General features: G+C 67.7%; 15 protein-coding genes. All 15 read left to right on the top strand.

The window, feature by feature from the left end:
* Positions 1 to 325 precede the first annotated feature (325 nt).
* The 15 genes from ABEL04_RS02720 (at position 326) to ABEL04_RS02650 (ending at position 21,847) form a co-directional block, all read left to right on the top strand.
* A complete protein-coding gene (locus ABEL04_RS02720; protein WP_375800844.1) occupies positions 326 to 2,668 on the top strand; it encodes a response regulator in 2,343 nt (780 codons plus the stop codon).
* Positions 2,669 to 2,973: 305 nt separating this feature from the next.
* Entirely contained in the window at positions 2,974 to 4,335 is a 1,362-nt protein-coding gene (locus ABEL04_RS02715; RefSeq protein WP_375800843.1) for a hypothetical protein, read from the top strand.
* A 1,022-nt stretch (positions 4,336 to 5,357) separates the two neighbouring features.
* A complete protein-coding gene (locus ABEL04_RS02710) occupies positions 5,358 to 5,930 on the top strand; it encodes a hypothetical protein (RefSeq protein ID WP_375800842.1) in 573 nt (190 codons plus the stop codon).
* 107 nt (positions 5,931 to 6,037) lie between these two features.
* Entirely contained in the window at positions 6,038 to 7,141 is a 1,104-nt protein-coding gene (locus ABEL04_RS02705) for a BamA/TamA family outer membrane protein (RefSeq protein WP_375800841.1), read from the top strand.
* Positions 7,142 to 7,404: 263 nt separating this feature from the next.
* Positions 7,405 to 7,971, top strand: coding sequence for a hypothetical protein (locus tag ABEL04_RS02700; RefSeq protein ID WP_375800840.1), 567 nt, complete (start codon positions 7,405 to 7,407; stop codon positions 7,969 to 7,971).
* A gap of 70 nt (positions 7,972 to 8,041) precedes the next feature.
* Complete coding sequence (locus ABEL04_RS02695; RefSeq protein WP_375800839.1) at positions 8,042 to 8,941, top strand: UbiA family prenyltransferase; 900 nt, start codon at positions 8,042 to 8,044, stop codon at positions 8,939 to 8,941.
* A 107-nt stretch (positions 8,942 to 9,048) separates the two neighbouring features.
* Positions 9,049 to 11,757, top strand: a complete 2,709-nt coding sequence (locus ABEL04_RS02690) for a PEP/pyruvate-binding domain-containing protein (protein WP_375800838.1) — start codon at positions 9,049 to 9,051, stop codon at positions 11,755 to 11,757.
* Between the two features lie 100 nt (positions 11,758 to 11,857).
* A complete protein-coding gene (locus ABEL04_RS02685) occupies positions 11,858 to 14,101 on the top strand; it encodes an RND family transporter (RefSeq protein WP_375800837.1) in 2,244 nt (747 codons plus the stop codon).
* A 34-nt stretch (positions 14,102 to 14,135) separates the two neighbouring features.
* On the top strand, positions 14,136 to 15,257 hold the full coding sequence (locus tag ABEL04_RS02680; RefSeq protein WP_375800836.1) for a DUF3419 family protein: 1,122 nt from the start codon (positions 14,136 to 14,138) through the stop codon (positions 15,255 to 15,257).
* A gap of 87 nt (positions 15,258 to 15,344) precedes the next feature.
* Entirely contained in the window at positions 15,345 to 16,733 is a 1,389-nt protein-coding gene (locus tag ABEL04_RS02675; RefSeq protein WP_375800835.1) for a hypothetical protein, read from the top strand.
* Positions 16,734 to 16,772: 39 nt separating this feature from the next.
* Positions 16,773 to 17,738, top strand: coding sequence for a GNAT family N-acetyltransferase (locus ABEL04_RS02670; RefSeq protein ID WP_375800834.1), 966 nt, complete (start codon positions 16,773 to 16,775; stop codon positions 17,736 to 17,738).
* Positions 17,739 to 17,940: 202 nt separating this feature from the next.
* Positions 17,941 to 19,512 carry an AMP-binding protein gene (locus tag ABEL04_RS02665; RefSeq protein WP_375800833.1) on the top strand — a complete coding sequence of 524 codons (1,572 nt, stop codon included), beginning with the start codon at positions 17,941 to 17,943 and terminating at the stop codon, positions 19,510 to 19,512.
* A gap of 111 nt (positions 19,513 to 19,623) precedes the next feature.
* Positions 19,624 to 20,784, top strand: a complete 1,161-nt coding sequence (locus ABEL04_RS02660) for a Gfo/Idh/MocA family protein (protein ID WP_375800832.1) — start codon at positions 19,624 to 19,626, stop codon at positions 20,782 to 20,784.
* A gap of 150 nt (positions 20,785 to 20,934) precedes the next feature.
* Positions 20,935 to 21,270 (top strand): hypothetical protein, encoded by a 336-nt coding sequence (locus ABEL04_RS02655; protein ID WP_375800831.1) that lies wholly within the window; start codon positions 20,935 to 20,937, stop codon positions 21,268 to 21,270.
* 148 nt (positions 21,271 to 21,418) lie between these two features.
* Positions 21,419 to 21,847 carry a hypothetical protein gene (locus ABEL04_RS02650; protein WP_375800830.1) on the top strand — a complete coding sequence of 143 codons (429 nt, stop codon included), beginning with the start codon at positions 21,419 to 21,421 and terminating at the stop codon, positions 21,845 to 21,847.
* The last annotated feature ends 195 nt before the right edge of the window (positions 21,848 to 22,042 follow it).

Genomic DNA, 22,042 nt, shown 5'->3' with positions numbered 1-22,042 from the left:
GAGCGGTCACGTCCAGGCTGGTCCGACGGGCCTCCGGTGCGACGGACGACGGCAGAGGCCAAAGCAGGGACAGCACGCCGACGACCAGAATCAGCCCGGCGCCCCAGCGGACGGGATGTGCTTGAAAACGGCACACGAGGAACAGGAATGTGTGTATGATGCTGAGGAACGAAACATTTTCAATGTAAAGGTTGGGAGCATTGAAATACCATCCGGTCGTTCGGGCGCAGTTCGCTCCCAAACCTCCCAGTAGGGCGCGGTAAGGACCACCGGCACGCCAGGTCCACCTCCCCCGGCCCCCCGTCGCTAAAAGACAGTGGCCCCCATGGAACGCACCAATTTCCTTGAGCGAGCACGACGTGTTTTTCTCAAGCCGAGTGCATTCGAGGCGGATCGTGCCTTCCGCGTGACCCTTGCCCAGCTCGCCTGCACGGGTCTTCAGTGGGGTGGCGCGCTCGGGCTCGTCGGGCTCCTCATTCTGATTCCGGTCAACACGGTGCTCCTCGGGCGTCCGGTCGCGTGGTGGTACACCAGCCCCTCCGCTTCGCCGGAGGCCTTCGTGCTTTGGGACGAGGCGGTAGGCACGCTTTTGTGCGGCGCAGCCGTCTGGATCGGGTGGACCCGGTGTCGCCTGTCGGTCGCACGAATGGCGGGGGGTGCAATTGCGGCGGTTGTCGCGGTCGTGGCGCTGATCTCCGATGCCTACCGGGGCATGTTGGCCATCGAGTATCTGATCCTCATTTACCTTCTGGCCGTCGCCACCATTCCGTATCGGCCCTGGCAGGCCCTACTTCTGGGAGGGGTTCTGATGGCCCTCCTCGCGGGCATCGGGCACTACGGCCTGCCCGGCACCGCGGCGTCGCAGCCGGGGCTCGTGACGCCGGGCCATCTGGTCCGAATGGGCTTCGTCATCGTGGTGGTCACTGGCATCTCGGCCCTCCTCTACTCGATCCGCTACCGCCAGCACCATGCGCGGCGGGAAGCAGAGCGCCTGCACAAGCAGGTGGCCGACCTGGAGCGGGCCAAGAGCCGCTTCTTCGCGGACGTCTCCCACGAGTTCCGGACGCCCCTTACTCTCATTCTCGGCACTCTCCGGGAGGCCCTGGAGGGCCGCCTCGGCTCCCTTTCCCCCCAACTGCACGACCGGATGGAAACCTTGGACGCCCAGGCCCGCCGGATGCGGCGGCTGGTGAATCAGCTCCTGGAGTTGGCCCAACTCGACGAGGGGCGTCTTGCCCTCTCCGTGCAGCCCTGTGTCCTCGGGGCGCTGGTGCGCCGCATCACCGTTCCGTTCCGGGACTGGGCTGAGACGGAGGGGCATTCCTTCCAGACGGAGATGGAGGACGACGGCCTCGAGGTGTGGGCGGACCCTGATCGGCTGGAGGCCATCCTGGCCAACCTGCTGTCGAACGCAATCAAGTATACCCCGGAGGGAGGCACGATTCGGGTTCGCCTCCACCGCCGCGACGGCCACGCGGCGATTGCGGTCCGCGACACCGGACCTGGGTTGCCGGACGCCATCCGGACCCGTGTGTTCGAGCGACACGAGAGCGCCGTCCCGGCGGGGGGCGAGCCCTCCCCCGAGGCATCGGCGACATCGGAAGAAGATTCGTGGGTCGGGATGGGCATTGGGCTGGCCCACACGAAGGCCCTCGTGGAGCGCCACGGCGGACAGCTGGAGGTGGAAAGCGAGGAAGGATTCGGGACGGAGTTTACCGTGCTCCTGCCACTGGGGGACGAGCACGTCGCGGAAGGGGACCAGGCCGACCCGACCAGTGCAACGGCTTCCGACGACCGGACGGTTGACCTCGCCCCCTGGACGGAGGCGCAGGCCCGCGTGCCCGCCGACGAGGTCCCTGCCGACGAGCCGACCGCCGCGGACGAGGAGGCCCCCGAGGTGCTCGTCGTGGACGACGAGGCCGAGATACGAGGCTACCTCCAGAACCTGCTCGGCACGCAGTACCGCGTCAGGACGGCAAGCGACGCGGAGGAGGGACTCAGCCGTCTCCACGACCGTCCCCCGGACCTGGTCATCAGCGATGTCGTCATGCCCGAGCGCGACGGAATCGATCTATGCCGGGCCATCCGCGAGGACGAACAGCTCCGGCCCCTGCCGGTGATTCTGCTCACCGCCCGGCAGGAGGACCGCCTGTCTGGACTTCAGGCCGGGGCTGACGCGTACGTGTCCAAGCCGTTTGACCCCGCAGAGCTGGAGGCCCGGGTCGAAAACCTGATCGAGATTCGCCAGATCGTGCAGGACCGCGTCCAGGTTCCGGACTGGATGGAGCCGAAGGAGGCGTCGATCTCGTCGGAAGAGGCGAACTTTCTTGAACAGCTCAACGAAGCGGTCAACGCGCACATCGACAACAGCAACTTCGGGGTCGACTGGCTGGCCGACGAGATGGACCTGAGCGCCCGGCACCTTCGGCGTCGCATCAAGGACACTACCGGCCTCTCAGCGTCGGGCTTCATCCGCACCCGGCGCCTGCAACACGCTGCGTCGTTGCTGGAGGAGGGCGCCGATACCATTTCGGACGTGGCCGGCGCCGTCGGCTACCGAGACCCGAGCTATTTCTCGCGCCTCTTCCGTGAGACCTTCGGCTGCTCGCCCACCGAGTACGCCGAGCAGGAAGCGGAGCGCCCCGACAATCCGGACCTCACATCCTGAAGGACCGGACATGGCCGGGCTCTACGGGGTCGTGTCCGGTTTATCGAGGCACGTGTTGCGTTATAAACAGTGCGGTCTCGCAGGGACGCTGTTACCGCGGCGGCCACTGGCAGCGGCTGGATCTGTGCAGTACCCCGACACGATCATCCTACCAATCTCGACTCCCCGACATGTTCTATACAGCAGGCACTTGGAAGGTTGTCCCTCGAACTCTCACGGCGAAGGGAGGCCTCGTGACATCCCTCCTTCGCACCGTGTTGGCGCGTCGTGGCAGCGGAAGGCTTTCCTCAATGGGCCTCTCGGAGATGTGCTTGTGCTGGCGGACCCTGGTTCTTCTCGCGCTCCTCGGGGGGCTCGCCGGGTCGCCCACGGCGGCCCAGGACGTGCAGGTCCCGCTCGACCGCGACAGCACGCTCTACGTGCTCGATGCCGACCTCCGGCAGGAGATGGGCTTGTTCCCGGAGGTGACCGGTTTCCAGGAGGCACGACTGTTCCGGACAGAGGACGGCGCCTACGAGATCGTCATCCAGCAGACGCAGAACGGGCGCTCTGTCCGAGAGCGCCGGTCCCTCACCCCTGCGGAGGTGGAGAACCTCCGGGCACGCATCACAAAGAGGATGTCCGGCACGACTCGGCTTTCGCCGGGACTGGAAGAGGGGCGCTACGAGCTCATCGCCGCCACAACCTTCCACGGCCTCATCGAGGGAGGACTCCTGGCGGGCGCGTTTGACACGGACGGCAGTGGGGCGGCGACCCTTACGCTGACGGGTGGGGCGATGGGCTTCTTCGTGCCGCTCCTGGCCACCCAGAACCGACCTGTCTCCGAGGCAGAGGCCGATATGATCTTCTACGGTGGCCTGCAGGGCTACGCCCACGCGGTACAGGTGATGGGCGTGTTGAGGGGAGAGGACCTGTCCGGACGAGGCACGGCGGGCCTCGCCGCTGTGGGCGGTGCCCTAGAGGGGGCACTCTGGCACCGGGTGGCCCGGCGCAACGATTGGACGGCAGGACACGCCGAGATGGTGAGCTACAGTGGGCTCGGGGGCAACTTCGTCGGGTTAGGCATCGGCGGAGCCATTTTGGGAGAGGAGCCGGAGGTCGACGAGGTGTCTCGGGTTTTGGCCGGAACGTCTCTGCTGGGCTCCATTGGCGGCACCTATCTGGGCCACCGTCTGGGGCGCACGGACCGGTACACCGACGGCGACGCACGCGTGTACGGACAGACGGCCCTGCAGGCGACGAACCTCATGGGTTCCTTCCTGTCGCTTCAGGACGACGGGAGCCCGCGAGCCAGTGCCCTTCTGTTGTCCGGATCGACGGTCGGAGGCGCGGTGCTGGGCAATTACCTCGTTCAGGGTCGGGACTTTACGGGCACCCAGGGCAGCCTCGTGGGCCTCGGCTCCATTGCCGGGTCGCTTCTAGGAGGGGCCATCACGTCCGGCACCGGGGATGGGGACCTAGTGGCCGTCGTGCAGGCGCTCGGCTCGGCCGCTGGCTTCGGCATTACCTACGCCGTGCTGGAGGGAGACGCCCGGAACCGGGCCGCCGATGGGACCTCGTCCCTCAATCTCGACCTCAACGTGGGGCCAACCATGGCACGTGTTCCAGGAGGCGCAGAGACGGAGCGGGAGGTTGTCCCCCGTGTGACGCTCACAGCCACGTTTTGAGCCGGGGGGCAGCGACACTCGCCTCGCCCGCAGGGAGGGGTTGCGCCGAGGGAGGACGACAAATCCGCCCTCGTGCCTGAAGGCCCGGACATGACCGATGTCTACGGGATCGTGTCTGGTTTGTCGAGGCAGGGATCGCGTTGTAGAGAGTGCGGCCTCGCGGGGACGGCCCCTCAGCCCGCGGCCTTCCTTTCGACGAACCGAATCCGGTACAATCGCGCGCGCCATTACAATCGCACGCGCCATGTTGTACAGCCGATCGACCTCCATTCCGTCGTTCTTTTCTTCTCAGGCGGCTGGAATCGGCGCCTGGGTGCGCCCGCTGCTACTGGGAGCGCTGGTCCTGTCGGTTCTTGGATGCAGTTCCACCCACGAGGTGACACGAGACACAAAGGGATACGGTCGGGTTACCGCAGCGGCCACAGGAGAGCCTGCCCGCGTTCATCTCCATGATGGGCGCACGCTGAAGCTGGAAAGGCTGTACGTAGGGGACGATTCGACGTCTGGTGTCACGCCGTCGGGCACTGAGAGAGCGTTTTCCACCTCGGCCGTCCAGAGGGTACAGGTTTTGGATCGTAGCAGTACCACGGGCACCCTGGTGGGAGCCGGAATCGGCGGTGCATTGCCGTTTACGATTGGAGCTGTAGGAGCGAGATCATCCGATGGTCTACTCGAAGGTATTTCTTTTTTGATGGTGGGCGCTGCGTTGATTTGGCCCAGTGCCCTCCTCGGAGGACTTGTCGGAAGATCCACTGGACAGCGAGAGACCTATCGCTTTTCGCCCGCCTCCCCCGAGGCCGACTCTGCCCAGGCGGCGCCCCGACCCCTCCCTCCGGCGAACCGGCGCCGAGCAGCCGAGCATCCGTGACCGGACGCCCCCGACGGATCGGACACACCGGCTTCCACGGGTGCGTGTCTGGTTTGTCGAGGTGATGAGGCCTATTCATGAGAATGCGGCGTCGCGAGAGCCCCTCCGCGTTCCTTCATCGCGTCCTTTTCATCGGCCAATTCCGCGCGTTGTCATGTTTGCTCCTTCCTTCATCCAAGCGACGCGATCTCGACGTTTTGTCTGCCCCGTCCTGCTTGCAGGTTTTTTCATTGCAGGGGGGGTCGATCCCGTTTCGGCCCAGCAGCCCGACTCCGCCGCGGTCGATACGACCGACCCCGAGAACCCCCCTCGATCCGTTGCCTCCGTCGAGCGAAAGTCGCCGGTCCGGGCCGTATTGTATTCGGCGGGGGGGACCTTTCTGCTCACTCCCCTCTTCGGGCCGTCGGCCGGTCATTTCTACGCGGACAATGCCGAGCACGCGTGGCGTGGCATTGCCCTGCGGACCGGCGGATTTGCTCTTGCCGGGGTCTTTGGACTTGCCGGTCTCGGCCAGGTCCATGCAGGGGGCGAGCCGTCGGGCTTCACCGCCGCGAATGTGATGCTCTATGTAGTGTCTTTGCATGCGATCTACGACGTCGTCACGGCCTGGCACTCGGCGAAGGACTACAACGAGTCTCACGGCATCAGCGCCCGGGTGGCACCGACCGTCGGACCGCGGGGCGAGCAGGTGGGACTCGCGCTCCGCGTCTCCGTTCAGGTGCGTTGATTGCGGTTCCGACAGTCGCTTCCGCTACGTTCCTCCCATGTCTCCTCCTTCCCCCGAAGAGACGGAGCTGTGCGGTTCTCTACACTTTTCCCAGGCCCGCCGTTCTCATGCGACGCATCGTCCTCATGTTGCTCGTCGCCGGCCTTCTCGGCGGGGCGGCGCAGGGCCAACCGGCGGACACAACCGACCGCTCGGCGGCGGACACCTCTGCGACCGCGGACGAGCAGACCGCCGACTGGCTCCTGCTTCCGTTTGCTTCGTACGCCCCGGCCACCAAGATCGCCGGGGGGCTCGTCGTCGGCTACTACCGTTCCGCGCCCCCCGGCCGCTCCCCGTCAAGCGTGGAGCTGACGCTTCAGGGCACCCAGCGCCGGCAGTTCACCGCCCAGATTGAGCCGGAGCTCTACGTGAGCGAGGGCCGGTGGCGCGTGCAGGGCGAGCTGCTGGCAACCACGTTTCCGAACGTTTTCTACGACATTGGAGGCGACACCCCGCGGGCCGCCGAGGAGTCGTACACCGCCCGCTACGGTCGGATCGACCTCGCCGCGCAGCGCCGTCTGGGCCCGAACCTGCGGGTGGGGCCCCGCCTGTTCGTGCGGGCGGGCACCATCACGGATCCCGAGGAAGGCGGTCTCATCGATCAGGGTCTCGTGCCGGGGGCGAACGGGGGCGTGAACGCAGGCGTCGGGCTGTCGGCCCTCTGGGACGCCCGCAACAACATCTACTATCCGACGACGGGGGCCTACGCGGAAGCGGCAGCCACCTGGCATTCCGCGGTGTGGGGCAGCGACTATACCTTCGGGCGCCTGACGGCGGATCTTCGGGGCTATCGGTCCGCGGGGGGCGGAGTCGTGGCCGCGCAGGCCTACGCCGAGGCGACCCTCGGGCAGGCGCCCTTCCAGCTTCTCCCCCTGCTGGGCGGGGCCGACCGGATGCGCGGCTACCGCGAGGGGCGATTTCGGGACGATGTGTACTGGACGCTTCAGGCCGAGTACCGGCTTCCGCTTTTCTGGCGCCTCAAGGGGACTGTCTTTGCGTCCGTCGGCGAGGTGGGGCCTCGAGTGGGGGCGGATCTATTCGACGAAGTGGAGGCGGCCGTCGGGGCCGGGGGCCGCTTCCGGCTTACGGAGGATGGGGTGCACGGGCGTCTCGACGTGGCCTACAGCCGGACGGGGGTCGAGCTCTACATCTCGCTCGGCGAAGCATTTTAGGCACGACGCCCGACCGCGGTCGAGGATTCTCCCTGAGCGACGCAGGGACGTGGTCTCCGGGCCGCGCCCCGCCCGAATGTACGCCGAGCAGGAATGCAAGATACACCGGACACTGGGACTTGAAAGACCGGACATGGCCGCTCTCTACAGAGACGTGTCTGGTCTGTAGGGAGCCCGCGACCTATTCATGAGGACGCAGCGCCGCGGGAACTGCTCCGGGACCCTTCATCGCGTTCCGTTCATCGGTCAATCCCACAGTCGCCATGTTTGCTCTCCCTCTCAATCGAACGACCCAGCATCGGCTTCTCACCTGCCTCTTCTTGCTCGCAGGCCTTCTTGCAGTGAGCGCAGGGGTGCTTCCCGCTTCGGCGCAGCAGTCTGCTTCCGGCAGTGACGAGGCAACCCACCGGTACGGGTGGTTGAATGGGGGGGTTGGGATAGGGAGAACGGGACTCGCTTCAAGTGTCACGGGAGGCGCGCCTGTCGGGGATCGCGTCTTTGTCGGCGGGCGCTACACGCAAACCAAAGAGTTGAACATTCTGAGTACCGGTCCTGTCGCCGCAATTTGGGATGCTGGTCCTCTCGTCGGTCTCTTCGAACAAGGACGATGGGGCCACCTTTCCGTCGCAAGCGGGGCCACAGTGGTCGGGGGCCAACGCCCCGACGACCCCGGAACCAGATCCATTACCCTCGGGGTGCCTCTCGACGCACAGGTGTTCTTTACCCCGCTCCGATATGTCGGTGTCGGTGTACACGGGTATGCGAACGTGAATCCGGGCGACAACATGCTCGGCTGGTCCCTCGAATTGCAGGTCCGGCTGCCCCAATAGGCACAAGAATGCACGGTCCGACACCGCGACGTCCATAGTCATTCTCTTCTGCAACAGCCAACCGCCCGACATGCACCGATGGTGGACCTACCAAAAAGAGCGCTTTCCCCTGGCCGTGAACGGGCCCCTCGTCGCCGTCTTCAGCCTCGGCGCGCTGTACCACTCGGCTCTCCTCCGGAGCAGCGCGGCGCTGCCGGGCTGGCGGGCGGGCCTTGTCGCGTTCGTCGTGGCGCTGGGCTTCTTCCTCCTGCTCCGCATCGCCGACGAGTTCAAGGACGCGGAGAAGGACGCCACGTACCGGCCCTACCGCCCGGTGCCGCGCGGCCTCGTCTCGCTCCGCGAACTGGGGGTGCTCGGCGCCAGCACGGCGGCGGTCCAACTCGGCCTCACCCTCTGGCTCGACCCACAGGTGACGCTCGTCCTGCTGGGGGCGTGGGTGTACTTCGGGCTCATGTCGGTCGAGTTCTTCGCGGGCGACTGGCTGGAGCAGCGGCTCGGGCTCTATACAGCCTCGCACATGGTCATCCTCCCGCTCATCGCCCTGGTGGCGATGGCCTGCGACTGGGCAGGGAGCGGCGCCGGGCCGCCCGTCACGATTGGCTGGTTCCTCGCGGCCAGCTACGTCAACGGCCTCGTGCTGGAGTTCGGGCGCAAGATCCGCGCGCCGGAGGACGAAGAGGAGGGCGTCGAGACGTATAGCAAGCGCTGGGGCCGGCCGCGAGCCGTCACGGCGTGGGGCCTGGCGATTGCGGCGGCGGGCGTCCTGTCCATCGGTGCCGCCGGGCAGGTGGGCGCGGGCCGCTGGGCGACAGGCGTGCTCGCCCTCGTCGCGGTCGGCGCCGGCCTGTTCGCCGGGCGCTTTCTCCAGAATCCGACACCGGACCGGGCCGAGCCCATTGAGCTATGCTCGGGCGTCTGGCTCCTGGCCAGCTACGGGGCGATGGGCCTGCTGCCCCTCCTGGTCGCGTAGGTCCATCGTTCGGGCTGGGACTTCCGTCCTCCTATGCCTCCATCTCCAAATTCATCAACCGATCCGGGGCGGCTTTCGTCCCTTATTTCCTAGAGACACTCAGACCTATGCCCACAAAAACCACCCTGCACACGCCCTACACCTGGACCCCTAGCACTGAGGCCGATCCGCCGACGCTGGGCGGCAAGGCGGCGTCGCTCCGCGCCCTCACTGACGCCGGCTTTCCCGTGCCGTCCTGGTTCGCGGTAACGCCCGCAGCCTTCCGGGACAGCCTGTCCGGGACGCAGCGGGAGGCCCTGGACGCGGGCCGGCTCGCCGCGGCGGACCTGGAGGAGGTCGCCCCGACCCCAGCCGTTCAGGAGGCCCTGGCCGACGCGATGGCCGATACGTTCGATACGTCTGGGGCGGAGACGGATCTGTCGCTGGCCGTGCGGTCGTCGGCGCCGGAGGAGGATGCCGCCGAGCAGAGCTTTGCGGGGCAGCTGGAGAGCTACCTCTTCGTGCCGCCGGACGAGGTGCCCGCCCGCGTGGCCGACGTGTGGCGCTCGGCGTTCCAGAGGTCAGTGCTCGAGTACCGGCGGGCGCAGGGCCTCGACGGGCCGCCACCGCCCCCCGCCGTTGTCGTGCAGCGCATGGTGACCCCGGACCGGGCGGGCGTGGCGTTCTCGGCGGAGCCCTCGTCCGGGCGGCGGGGCGTCAGCGTGGTGGCCGCCGTGCGGGGCGCGGGGACCCCGCTCGTCGACGGCACGGAGGACGGCGACACGTTCCACGTCGACCGCGAGGGCCAGGTCATCGAGCGCACAATCCGTCGCCAGCACACGGCCCACCGTTTGGATCAGGATGCGGCGTCGGGCCTGCGCGAGACGACGCTCAGTGAGGCGGACGGCGAAGCCCCCACCCTGTCCGACGAAGAGGCCGCCGACGTGGCCGCCCTCGCGCGTCGGGCCGAGCGTCACTTTGGCCGCCCGCAGGACATTGAGTGGGCCTGGGCCGACGGCACGCTCTACCTGCTCCAGGCCCGTCCCATCACCGGATTGGCCGGCCAGCCCGATCCCGACGCGCCCCTCCGCGTGTGGGACAACAGCAACATCGCCGAGAGCTACAGCGGCGTCACCACGCCCCTCACCTTCACGTTTGCGCGCCGGGCCTACGAGGCCGTCTACCAGAGCTTCCTGCGCGTGATGCGGGTGCCGGAAGCCACCATTGAGGCCCACGCCGACACCTTCCGCACCATGATCGGCCTCATCCGGGGGCGCATCTACTACAACCTGCTGAGCTGGTACCAGACCCTCGCCCTGCTCCCCGGCTTCCGCTTCAACCGCGCCTTCATGGAGGACATGATGGGCGTGAGCGAGCGGCTGCCCGAGGCACTGCTGCCGGAGCGCGAGGCCGCGTCGCTCGGCGAAAAGATCTGGGACGCGCTGCGCCTCGTGTGGTCGGCCCTGCACCTGATTCTCTATCACGTTCGCATCGACGATCGGATCGAGGACTTCTACGACTTGCTCGACCGCACGCTCGACCCGCCGTCGCCCGGCCTGGAGCAGATGCGCCTCGACGAACTGGCGGCCTTCTACCGCACCCTCGAGGACGAACTGCTCGCGCGCTGGGACGTGCCCATCGCCAACGACTTCTTCGCGATGATCTTCTTCGGGCTCTCGAAGCGGGCCGTGGAGCGCTGGGGCGGCCCCGCGGCCGACCGGCACAATCACCTGCTCACCGGCCACGGGGCCCTCGTGAGCACTGAACCGGCCCGTCGGATGCGCACCATGGCCGACCACGTGACCGGCGACCGGGAACTGACCGAGACGCTCCTCGACGGGTCGCTGCGGGAGATTGAGGGGGCGCTCGACGATCGCCCGGCCCTCCGTGCGGAGTACGAGGCGTATCTGGACCGCTTCAGCGACCGGTGTCTCGATGAGCTCAAGCTGGAGAGCCCCACGCTGCGGGACGATCCCCTCTCGCTCTGGCGGTCAGTGGGCGCGCTGGCGCGGCGGCTGGAGACCGAGGACGTGCCGGAACCGGGGACCACCGAGCAGCGAATGCGGGAGGAGGCTGAGGAGGCCCTCGACGAGGCCCTCTCGGGACAGCCCCTCCGGCGGTGGATCACGAAGTGGACGCTCCGACACGCCCGCGAGCGCATCGCGGCCCGCGAGACCCTGCGCTTCGAACGAACCCGCGCTTTCGGCGTGGCCCGCCGGATTTTTCTGGAGATGGGTCGTCGCCTCGCCGCCAACGGCCGGCTCGACGATCCGCGGGACGTGTTCTACCTGGAGCGGGGGGAGCTGCTGGGTATCGTGGAGGGCACGGCCTCGACGACCGACCTGCCGGCGCTCGTGGAGGCTCGGCGCGAGGAGTTTGACGAGTACCGCGAGGCCCCGCCGCCCCCGGACCGCTTCCGCACCCACGGGGCCGTGCACGCCTTCGATCTCCTCCCAGACCCGTCCGCCGGGCCGGAGGATTCCGAGTCCGCCGACGACGGCGCGTCCGACGGGGAGTGGTCGGGCACCGGATGCTGCCCCGGTACGGTGCGGGGCCCGGTGCGTGTCGTCACGGATCCCCGAGCCGCGACCCTAGACGGCGACGAGATCCTCGTGGCCGAGCGGACCGATCCGGGCTGGGTGCCGCTCTTTGCCGCGGCGACGGGGCTGATCGTGGAGCACGGAAACTTGCTCTCCCACGCCGCCATCGTCTCCCGCGAGATGGGCCTGCCGTCCGTCGTCTCCCTCCCGGGGGTGACCGATCAGCTGCAGGACGGCGACGTCGTGGAGGTGGACGGACATGCCGGCACCGTCCGGCGTGTCGACGCCGATTCGTAACGCCCGCATGGCGCGCCACCGCGCACACTCGGCGGATCGACGCTAAGCGACGCATTTTCCTCACGCAGTACTCTCCACGCACCACGACGCCGACGCCGTCATGCCTGACGCATCGAGCTGGACAGATCGCTTCGCCACGGCGCTCTACGCCTGGCGCCGGTGGGCCCTGGCGGTCGTGGCGCTCCTCACGATCGGCGCCGTCGTCCCGGCCCTCCAGGTGGGCGTGGACACTGCCGTTCAGCACTGGTTTACGGAGGGCGACCCGGTCCTGGCGGACTACCGTGAGTTCCAGGCGACCTACGGCAACGACGAGATTGTCTTCATCGGGCTGCGTCGCCCCGACGGGATGCTCACGCCGACGGGGATGTCGATCCTCCGCACCGCCACCAAGCGCGTGCGCTCGGTCGACGGCGTGGCGTCGGTGACCTCGCTGACCACTCAGCGCCGCACGCAAACGACGCTGGCCGGCCCCCAACTGGTGCCCCTCGTGCCCCCCGGATCGCTCTCGGCAGAGCAGGCCCGGGCGCTCCGGACCCACGTCCTCCAGGACTCGACCTACGCTCGACTCGTGGGTCCGGACGGAACGATGGCGGCAGTAATCGCCCGCATGCAGCGCAACGCCAGGATCGATGGGCGACGCGGCGCGATTCTCGATTCGATTCGGCAGAAACTGGCGCCACTCGACGCATCGGTCCATCTTGCGGGCACGGGGGTCATCCTGAATGCGTTGAACGAGGCGGCTACCCTGGACACCTTCCTTCTCGTCCTCGCGTCGAGCGCGCTTATCTTCCTGCTGCTCTGGGGATACTTCCGCCGGGTCGCCCCGGTTTTTCTCACGATGGGCGTGGTCGGCGCGGCGACAGTCTGGTTGATGGGCGCGTACGGGCTTGCGGGGCGGGACATCAACATGTTGACGCTCGTGATGCCGACCCTCGTGCTCGTCGTGTGCACGGCCGACTGCGTGCACCTGCTGACCTACGCGGCGGACCTCCCGGACGCCCTCTCGCCCCGTGCCCGAACCGTGCAGACCCTGAGCGCCCTTGCCACGCCGTGTCTCGTCACCACCCTCACCACGGCGGCCGGGTTTGCCTCGCTGACGACCAGCTCGATGTCGATCGTCCGTGGCCTCGGGCTGTTCAGTGCGGTGGGCGTTCTGTTCGGACTCTTCGTGGCCTTCGTCGGATGCGCGGCGGCACTGCCGCACGATGCAGTGCTGCCCGACCGGTCCGCCGGCTCGGGGCTGCAGCGGATTGTCGACGGCACCGTCGGGCTTGGCCTCCGGCGCTGGCGGCCGGTGCTCGTGGGCACGGCCCTGGTCGTCCTCGTGGCCGGGGCGGGGCTCCGGCTCATTACGGTCGACACCAACCCGATCGGCTACTTCTTTGCCGACCACCCGGTCCGTCAGGATTCCCGGCTCATCGAGCAGAAGATCGGTCCGTACGCCCCACTTGAGTTTGTCGTGGAGGCCGACTCGTCGATGCTGAAGCCGACGCTTCTGCGGGCCGTGGGGCGGTGGCAGGAACGCGCCACGGAAACCGGCGCCGTCCAGTGGCACCGGTCGCCGGTCGATGCCCTGCGGCGCCTCCACGCGGCGCTGCCCAATGGCGCGCCAACGGTGCCGTCCAGCCCCACGCGACTGCGGGGGCTCGTTCAGCTTGGACAGGACCAGTTTCCGTATCTCAAAGACCTGCGGGCACACCCCAATCAGCTCCGGGTTACGTTTGGGATGCCCATTCGCTCGGCCAACGGCATCCAGCGAACCATCGACTCGGTGCGCGCCGCCGCAGCCTTTCCGCACGACGTGCGTGTCCGGCCCGCCGGCTACCTGCCCCTCTACGTCCACATGATGACGCTGCTGAGCAACTCCCTGGTGCGCTCGTTCGGACTGGCCCTGCTCGTGGTCCTTGGTGTGATCGGCGTGCTGTTCCGCTCCGTTCGGGCGGTGGCCCTCTCGCTGCTGACGAACGGCCTACCCGTTCTGCTGGCGCTCGGGCTGATCGGGTGGATGGGCATTCCGCTCGACGTGGCCACGATGACGATCGCGGCGATCGTGCTTGGCCTCGTGGTCGACGACACCGTGCACCTCCTCCACCGGTACGCCACGGCTCGCGGGGCCTCCTCGCCCGTGGCGGCCCTCCGCACGAGCGCCCAGCAAGCGGGCCCCCGAATGGCCATCACGACGAGCGTGCTCGCCGGGGGGGTCCTGGTGCTCTGCCTCGCCCAGATCACGTCTATCGTCTGGTTCGGCCTGCTGTCCAGCGTGGCCATCGCGGCGGCCCTCGCGGCCGACCTCCTCACGCTGCCGGCAGTCGTGGTGGGACTGTACGGCCCCGACGACGAATGACCCTCGCGCCCTCTCCTCTTAGCCCCGATTTATCATGCCCGACGTGGACGACGCATCGACCGCTCCTGAGGTCCAGGCCGACTTTTCGCAGATCCGGTACGCCCAGTGCTGGGAGGACGCCGACGTGCTGGTCGAGGGCCTCGACGTGCAGCCGGGCGACGTGTGCCTCTCGATCGCCTCGGCGGGCGACAATGCCCTCGCCCTGCTGACGCAGGACCCCGAGCGGGTGGTGGCCATCGACGTGAGCGCGGCGCAGCTGGCATGCCTGGCCCTCCGCGTGGCCGCCTACCGCACCCTGTCGCACTCCGAACTGCTGGAGCTGGTCGGATCGGCCCCGAGCGAGCGCCGCCGGGCGCTCTACCACCGGTGCCGCCTCGAGCTAACCCCGGAGGCGACCCGGTTCTGGGACGAGCGGCTCGACCTCGTGGACCGGGGCATCGGCGCGGTGGGCCGGTTCGAGCGTTACTTCCGGCTCTTTCGCCGCTACGTGCTCCCGCTCACGCAATCGACCGAGCGGGTGCGTCGTCTGCTGCGGGAGGGACGCTCGGAAGACGAACGGCGGGCCTTCTACGATGAGGCGTGGAACCACTGGCGGTGGCGCCTGCTCTTCCGGGTCTTTTTCTCGCAGTTCGTGATGGGGCGGCTGGGCCGCGATCCCAGCTTCTTCGACCACGTGGAGGGACGCGTGGCCGATCGCCTCCTTGAGCGGAGCCGACACGCCCTCGTCGAACTCGACCCGGCCGCCAATCCGTATTTGCAGTGGATCCTCACCGGACGCCACCGAACGGCCCGCCCGCTGGCCCTCCGCGCCGAACACTTCGACACGATCCGCGGGCGGCTCGACCGGCTCGAATGGCACCAGACCTCGCTTGAAGCTTTTTTGGACGAGACGACCCCGAATACAATCGATGCGTTCAACCTCAGCGACATGTTCGAATACGTGAGCGACACGCACTACCGGCGGCTCCTTGCGCGGTGTGCCACGGTGGGACGTCCCGGCGCCCGGCTCGCGTACTGGAACCTGTTCGTTCCGCGCCACCGTCCCGACGCCCTCGCCGACCGCCTCACGCCGCGCCGCACCCGGGCCGAGCAGCTTCACGCCCGCGACAAGACCTTCTTCTACGGCGACTTCGTTCTGGAGGACGTCACCGCCTGATGTCTCCCCGCCTCGTCACCCCCACGATCCGCAACGCTCGCCCCTGCTCCGCGAACCCTCCCTCGACCTTCCACTCTTCGGCTTGCTATGCCCTCTTCCCCATGGCTTGGAATTGTGTTGGTCCTCGTGGCCCTCGGGGCCATCTTCGTGGGGCTGCGGATCGTACAGGCGAGGTACGACCTCAACTCAGAGGCGACCCGCAAGGGCGTCCACGTGCTGATGGGGGGTGTCACGCTCACCTTTCCGGGACTCTTCGATGCATTCTGGCCCGTGGCTCTGCTGGGCGGGCTCGCCGTCGGGGCCTTCCTCGCGCTTCGCACGGTTCCGGTCCTCCAGAAAACCCTCGGCGCCGTGCTCCACAGCGTCGGCCGGCACTCGTACGGCGAGATCTACTACGCCGCCGCCGTTGTTCTGCTCTTTGGGCTCTCGGGCGGCGATCCCGTTCTGTACGGCGTGCCCATCCTGCTCCTCGGCCTCGCCGACCCGGCCGCCGCGCTCGCGGGCATGTACTACGGCCAGACCCTCTACCGCACGAGCGAGGGGGTCAAGAGCGGCGAAGGATCGGCGAGCTTCTTCCTTGTTGCTTTCTTCTGTGTCCACATTCCGGTGCTCCTCGCCACAGACACAGGCCGCTTGGAGTCGCTGCTCATTGCGCTGATTGCGGGCTTCCTCGTCATGCTCCTCGAAGCCATCGCGTGGCGGGGCCTCGACAATCTCTTCGTCCCCATTGGGGGGTACGCACTGCTGGCGACTCACATGACAATGGGCGCCTCCGAGCTAGCGGCCCGACTCGTCGCCATCGCGGCCCTTTTTGCTCTGGCGTCGGTCTGGCACCGCGAGACGACGCTCGACCGCAGCGCGACCTTCGCGGCGGCGCTCGTGGGCGTCGTAACGTGGACGATCGGCGGGTGGCAGTGGCTCCTGGCCCCTGCTGCTCTCTACTTCGGGTACACGGTGCTCTGGCCGAGCTCCGCCCGCGTGGATGAAACCACTTCAGGCCCGCCCACGCTCCACACGGTCCACAACGTGCTTGGGGTTGCCTCCGTGGGGCTCGGGTGGCTCTTTCTGTCGGTCGCCGCGGCGCAGTGGTCCCTTCTCTACCCCTATACGCTGGCGTACGCCGGATACCTCGGCCTCATCGGGGTGGAGCGTCTACGCTCGTATCCCCACCCGTTCTCGACGGGGCGCATCCTGGGGGGCAGCACGCTCAAGAGCTGCGGGGCCCTCTTCCTCCCTTTGCTCTTCGTTGACGGCCTGGGAATTCACGTGCTGCCGTTGGCGGGGGGCCTCGTGGGGGTCGTGCTGCTCACTGCATTCCTGTACATGCAGTGGCCGCGCGTCTTCGAGGAGGCCCCGTCTGAGTTTCTGACCCACGCACGGCGAGCGTTGCTCGTCACGGCTACGTCGGCCCTGGGCGTTCCGATTCTGCTTTTGAGCGAGCGGCTCCGGGCTCCCGCCGAGTGGGGACTCCTGTAGAACTTTTCCTTGGAATGTATCGCGCCTCCGATCCGGACCATGATTGAACGACAAGCCCCCCCCGCCATCGCCGCCCTCAGCGGTCCGCCGAGCGCGTCGCGCCTTACGACCGACACAGTGGCCCTGCACAGCCCGGATACGCATCTCGCCCTGTCCAACGACGACGGATCGTGCCGGGCCCGGTGCAGTCTGTGGTGGACCGACACGCCGGCCTACGACGACCACACCGTCGGACTCGTCGGTCATTACGCCGCCGCGGATGCCAGCGTGGCCCGCACGCTGTTGGAGCGCGCCCGGGAGCGCCTGCGCGACGCCGGCTGCACGTACGCCATCGGGCCCATGGATGGAGCCACCTGGTTTACGTACCGCTTCGTCACCGGCGGCACGGACCGGCCGCCCTTCTTTCTGGAGCCGACCCATCCTCCCTCCTACCCGGAGCACTTCGTCGAGAACGGGTTTTCCTCCCTCGCCGAGTACGTGTCGGCCTACGCCCCCGAGCTAAACGCCGAGCCGCCCGCCTCACCGCCGCTCGACGTCACGGTTCGCCCGCTCAACCCCCAGCGGGCCGAGGCCGAGCTGTCGCGGCTGTACGGCCTCGTGACGGATAGCTTTGCGGCGAACTTCCTGTATGCCCCAATCGCAGAGGAGACGTTTCTTCGGCTGTACCAGGGGTTGATGCCTTCCATTGATCCGTCCCTGGTCCGCCTCGTGGAGACGCCGGACGACCGGCTCGTCGGCATCGCATTCCTCGTGCCTGATCAGCACCAGGCCGCCCGGGACGAGACGGTGGACACGGTCGTCGCCAAGACGCTCGCCGTGCATCCCGACGTGGCCGGGCAGGGCCTCGGAAGCTGGCTCCTGGCCGAGGCGCAGTGGCGGGCCCGCCAGCAGGGCTACGAACACGCCGTCCACGCCCTCATGCACGAGACGAACCGCTCGCGCCGCATCAGCCGGCACTACGGGGATGTGATCCGGCGGTATACCCTCTTCGGCCAAGAGCTCTGACTTCGTCGAACTTCCTCAGCAATCACCGGGCGTGCGGCCTCCTGCCGTGCGGCTCATGTTCCACACGCGAGGAACGAATTCTCCGGGCCGAAACAGCGTTCTCATGGCCCGCGAACTTGTGTCTTGCCTCCGTGACCGAGGCAACTCCCCAAGTGCCAAGAGTCGCTCAGTCATCAGTGATCTACAACCAACCAGCATCGCGGTGAACGTCGCTCGCCTCCTTTCGCAACAAGCTGAACGCCGCCCCGACGCCCCTGCACTCATTGAGGGCCAGGGCGATGATCGTCGCGTGTGCACGTTCGGGGAGCTCAACGAGCGCGCCCGGCAGGCGGCCATGCTCCTACGCAATGAGGGGTTGGATCCCGGGGACGCGGTCCTCCTCCTCCAGCCCCTGTCGATCGAGCTGTACGTGGCGGTAGCGGCGCTTCTCCGACGCGGTATCGTCGCCATGGTGCCGGACGCCTCGGCCGGACGCGATCATCTGGCGGCCTGCTGCCAGCGCCGCCCGCCCGACGCCGTCATCGGCCCGCCGAAGGCGCATCTGCTCCGCCTCCTCGCGTCGGAGTTCTGGCGCATTCCCACGGCCTTCGTCACAAGCCGGTGGCCGATGCCGGGCGCCACCCGCTGGCAGGCGCACCGGCGCTACGTGCCCGCTGATGACTGGGCCCCCGTGGACACCGACACGCCGGCCCTCCTCACGTTTACGAGCGGCAGCACCGGCCCCCCGAAGGCCGCCGTGCGGACCCACGGCCACCTCCACGCCCAGTACACGGCCCTGCGCGACGCCCTGTCGCTGGAGCCGGGGCAGGTCGACCTCGCCACGCTCCCGATCTTCGTGCTCGCCAACCTGGCCCGCGGCCTCACCACCGTCCTCCCCGACGCCGATCTCCGGCGGCCCGCCGCCGTGAACCCGGAGCCGCTGCTCGCGCAAATTCGGAGCGAGCGGCCCACCCGAACGGGGGGCTCTCCCGCCTTCTACGAGCGCCTGCTGGACGCCACCCCCGACGCCCTGGATGGCTTCGACTGCGTGGCCACCGGTGGGGCCCCGCTCTTCCCCGACACGCTCCAGCGCTTCCAGGACGCCGCTCCGGACACAACGATTCTTGCCGTCTACGGCTCAACGGAGGCGGAACCCATCGCCCACGTAGCGGTCGACGCGATCCGCGATGACGATTGGGCCGCCATGCACGAGGGCGAGGGCCTCCTCGTGGGGTCGCCGGTTGACGACGTGGCGCTCCGCATCCTGCCCGATCAGTGGGGCACGCCGATCGGTCCGTTTTCGGCGTCGGACTTCGAGGCGGCGTGCTGTTCGCCGGGCACGACCGGGGAGATCGTCGTGGCGGGGCCCCACGTCCTGCCGGGCTATCTCGACGGGGTGGGCGACGAGGAGACGAAGTTCGAGGTGGATGGCACGCGCTGGCACCGGACGGGCGACGCCGGCTCCCTGGACGAGGAGGGCCGCCTCTGGCTGATGGGGCGGTGCCACGCCCGGATCGACGATGAACGGGGTACGGTCTATCCGTTTGGGGTCGAGAGTGCCGCCCGGCTCCTGTCCGGCGTCCAACGCGCCGCGTACGTTGCCCACGAGGACGATCGCGTGCTCGCAGTGGAGCCCCCACCGGGCGAAACGTCTCCGTCCCTCGACCGCCTCCGGGAGGCCCTTCCTGAACCGATTGATGCCGCCGTCACGCTCGACGCGATGCCGGTCGATCGGCGCCACAACGCCAAGATCGACTACCCGGCCCTCCAGTCCCGACTCGACGCGCGGCGGTAGAGGACGTGCCCTCTCGGACGTCCGGCCCGTTGGAATCCCACGCGCGGCGCTTGCGTTGCGAGACGAAACAGCGGACGTCGGATGCCTCCAATCATCAGCACGCCTTTTGTCATGGACTCCTCCGCTGACTGGGTTTCGACGCCTCCCTCCTCCCGCCGCCACTTTTTAAAGACGGTCTCCCGCGGCGTGGGCGGGGCGGCTCTGGCGAGCGCCGCAGGCCCGCTCGCTGGGCAGGCGGCAGGGCGGTCTCGTCCGTCGGTGGGCGTGGCCCTCGTCGGGCTGGGCAACTACGCAACGGGGCAGCTGGGGCCTGCCCTGCGGGAGACCTCGATCTGTGAGCTGACCGGCATTGTGACGGGCACCCCGGCCAAGGCCGACACCTGGACGCAGAAGTACGACATCCCCGAGTCGAACGTCTACGACTACGAGACCTTCGACCAGGTCGCCGACAATCCCGACATCGACGTGATCTACGTGGTGCTGCCCAACGGCATGCACGCCGAGTACACGATCCGGGCCGCCGAGGCGGGCAAGCACGTCATCTGTGAGAAGCCGATGGCCACTTCCGTCGCGGAGTGCCGGTCCATGATCGACGCCTGCGAGAAGAACGACTGCAAGCTCTCGCTTGGGTACCGGCTCCAGTTCACGCCGCACCACCAGCGGGTCATGAAGCTGGGCCAGGACGAGACGTTTGGCTCCGTCACGGCGATGCAGAACGGCTTCGGGTTCCACATCCCCGATTCCGCCACGGGCCAGCCGCACATCCAGTGGCGCCTCAACAAGGAGATGGCGGGCGGCGGGGCGCTCGTGGACGTGGGCATCTATGCCATTCAGGCGGGGCGCTACGTCACCGGTGAGGAGCCGGTGGCCGTCACGGCGCAGGAGTACACGACGCGGCCCGACATCTTCGATGAGGTCGACGAGACGGTCTTCTTCCAGCTCGAGTTTCCCGGGGGCGCGAGGATGAACGGCAGCACCAGCTACAACGCGAGCTTCAACCGGCTCTACGCAACGACGTCCGACGGCTGGTTTGAACTGCGGCCCGCCTACGGCTACGGCGGCCTTCAGGGACGCACGCACAGGGGAGCTATGGACCTGTCGAACGTGAACCAGCAGGCCCAGCAGATGGACGCCTTCGGTCGGTGCATTCTCGACGATCGGACCTCCCGGGTGGCCGGCATAGAGGGACTGCGCGACCTGCAGATCATCGAGGCCATCTATGCGTCGATCGCGGCCGGCGGACAGCGCGTGGAGGTGCCGGGAGGGGCGTAGGGCAGGTCCCCGCATGGATCGCGTCGCGCGGAGCTCCAGACTGTGCATCGCGATGGACTCAGGTGTAGGAGGAGTGGCACGGGCTGAATCACTCGAGAAAACGGCCCTGCCAGCACGTCGTCGAACCGCGAATAATCTCCTGCCCCTGCGATGCTGCGCTCCTTCTGCACCACTGCGCTCGCTCTGCTCCTGCTGGCCGCCGGACTGGGGGCGTGCGACGCCCTTGAGAGTGCTCCCTCCGATCGGGTCGTCGTTGGGGACACGACGGAGACAATGAAGATTGTGGGGACCCTTCAGTACGTGGAGGTTGAGGGGGGATGCTGGAGCCTCAGGGCCGACACGGCATCGTACATGCCCCTGGGCGTGCCGCCCTCCTTCCGATCGGACGGGATTGAGGTGCAAGTACGAGCGGTGCGTCGGCCCGACGTCATGTGTATCTGCATGACCGGGACCCCGATCGAGGTCCGTAGCATCAACCGCCGCTAGCACGCTGGAGACCGGCAGTGTGCCGCACGATCCGGGAGGTCGGCTGCACGACTGCCACCCGTGGCCTCTGACGCAGAAAGCAACGGGTAGGAGCCCAGCGGTTCCGCCGGTATTATCGACAGATCACGAATGAATTCCATTGTCTAGAATGACGCGCTCTCTCCACGTTGTGCTTTCCTTTCTCCTCACCGGGGTTCTTGTGCTCATCGGCGGGGGCTTCGGCTGCTCGACGGGGGCCAACGTCGACGACCGCCGGGATGAATTCGTCGTTGCCGAGGTCGATAGCATCGAGGTGCCGTCCCGAATCGCGCCTTCCGACACCCTATCGGTTGACCTCTACGGCACCGTCGGCCCCAACGGATGCTACTCGCTCGACCGAATCAAGGAAGAGCGCCCGGCAGGCACCGTGACGCTCACGCCTATCGTCCGACACCGGACCGGGGGCTTCTGCACCATGGCCATCGTGCCACTCGACGCGACCTACGACGTGCCCCCGCCCTTCGAAGACGGCACGCTCGACATCGTCGTGCCCCAGCCCGACCAGCCGGACGTGACGGCAACGGTAACGGTTGACTGATCTCCGCTGTCGGGGACTGGGGAGGTCTCTCCTCCGGAGCTGCCAAATATCAACCTGTCCAGGCCGATGCGCACACTGAGGATCCGCGCTCTACTCGGATTTCTGTTCCTGATGGGGTCAACGGGCACGGCTTTCGCCCAGAGGCTCATATTAAGTCTGTGGTGAAGCTACACGCCACACATGCACTGCAGGATT

Source organism: Salinibacter sp. (genome assembly GCF_042218895.1).
GTDB lineage: Bacteria > Bacteroidota > Rhodothermia > Rhodothermales > Salinibacteraceae > Salinibacter.
This window is presented reverse-complemented; position numbering and strand designations above follow the sequence as displayed.

Bases quoted from the DNA above. Each gene is read 5' to 3' on its own strand.
- ABEL04_RS02720 (WP_375800844.1), top strand. From the start codon at position 326: ATGGAACGCACCAATTTCCTTGAGCGAGCACGACGTGTTTTTCTCAAG.
- ABEL04_RS02715 (WP_375800843.1), top strand. From the start codon at position 2,974: ATGTGCTTGTGCTGGCGGACCCTGGTTCTTCTCGCGCTCCTCGGGGGG.
- ABEL04_RS02710 (WP_375800842.1), top strand. From the start codon at position 5,358: ATGTTTGCTCCTTCCTTCATCCAAGCGACGCGATCTCGACGTTTTGTC.
- ABEL04_RS02705 (WP_375800841.1), top strand. From the start codon at position 6,038: ATGCGACGCATCGTCCTCATGTTGCTCGTCGCCGGCCTTCTCGGCGGG.
- ABEL04_RS02700 (WP_375800840.1), top strand. From the start codon at position 7,405: ATGTTTGCTCTCCCTCTCAATCGAACGACCCAGCATCGGCTTCTCACC.
- ABEL04_RS02695 (WP_375800839.1), top strand. From the start codon at position 8,042: ATGCACCGATGGTGGACCTACCAAAAAGAGCGCTTTCCCCTGGCCGTG.
- ABEL04_RS02690 (WP_375800838.1), top strand. From the start codon at position 9,049: ATGCCCACAAAAACCACCCTGCACACGCCCTACACCTGGACCCCTAGC.
- ABEL04_RS02685 (WP_375800837.1), top strand. From the start codon at position 11,858: ATGCCTGACGCATCGAGCTGGACAGATCGCTTCGCCACGGCGCTCTAC.
- ABEL04_RS02680 (WP_375800836.1), top strand. From the start codon at position 14,136: ATGCCCGACGTGGACGACGCATCGACCGCTCCTGAGGTCCAGGCCGAC.
- ABEL04_RS02675 (WP_375800835.1), top strand. From the start codon at position 15,345: ATGCCCTCTTCCCCATGGCTTGGAATTGTGTTGGTCCTCGTGGCCCTC.
- ABEL04_RS02670 (WP_375800834.1), top strand. From the start codon at position 16,773: ATGATTGAACGACAAGCCCCCCCCGCCATCGCCGCCCTCAGCGGTCCG.
- ABEL04_RS02660 (WP_375800832.1), top strand. From the start codon at position 19,624: ATGGACTCCTCCGCTGACTGGGTTTCGACGCCTCCCTCCTCCCGCCGC.
- ABEL04_RS02655 (WP_375800831.1), top strand. From the start codon at position 20,935: ATGCTGCGCTCCTTCTGCACCACTGCGCTCGCTCTGCTCCTGCTGGCC.
- ABEL04_RS02650 (WP_375800830.1), top strand. From the start codon at position 21,419: ATGACGCGCTCTCTCCACGTTGTGCTTTCCTTTCTCCTCACCGGGGTT.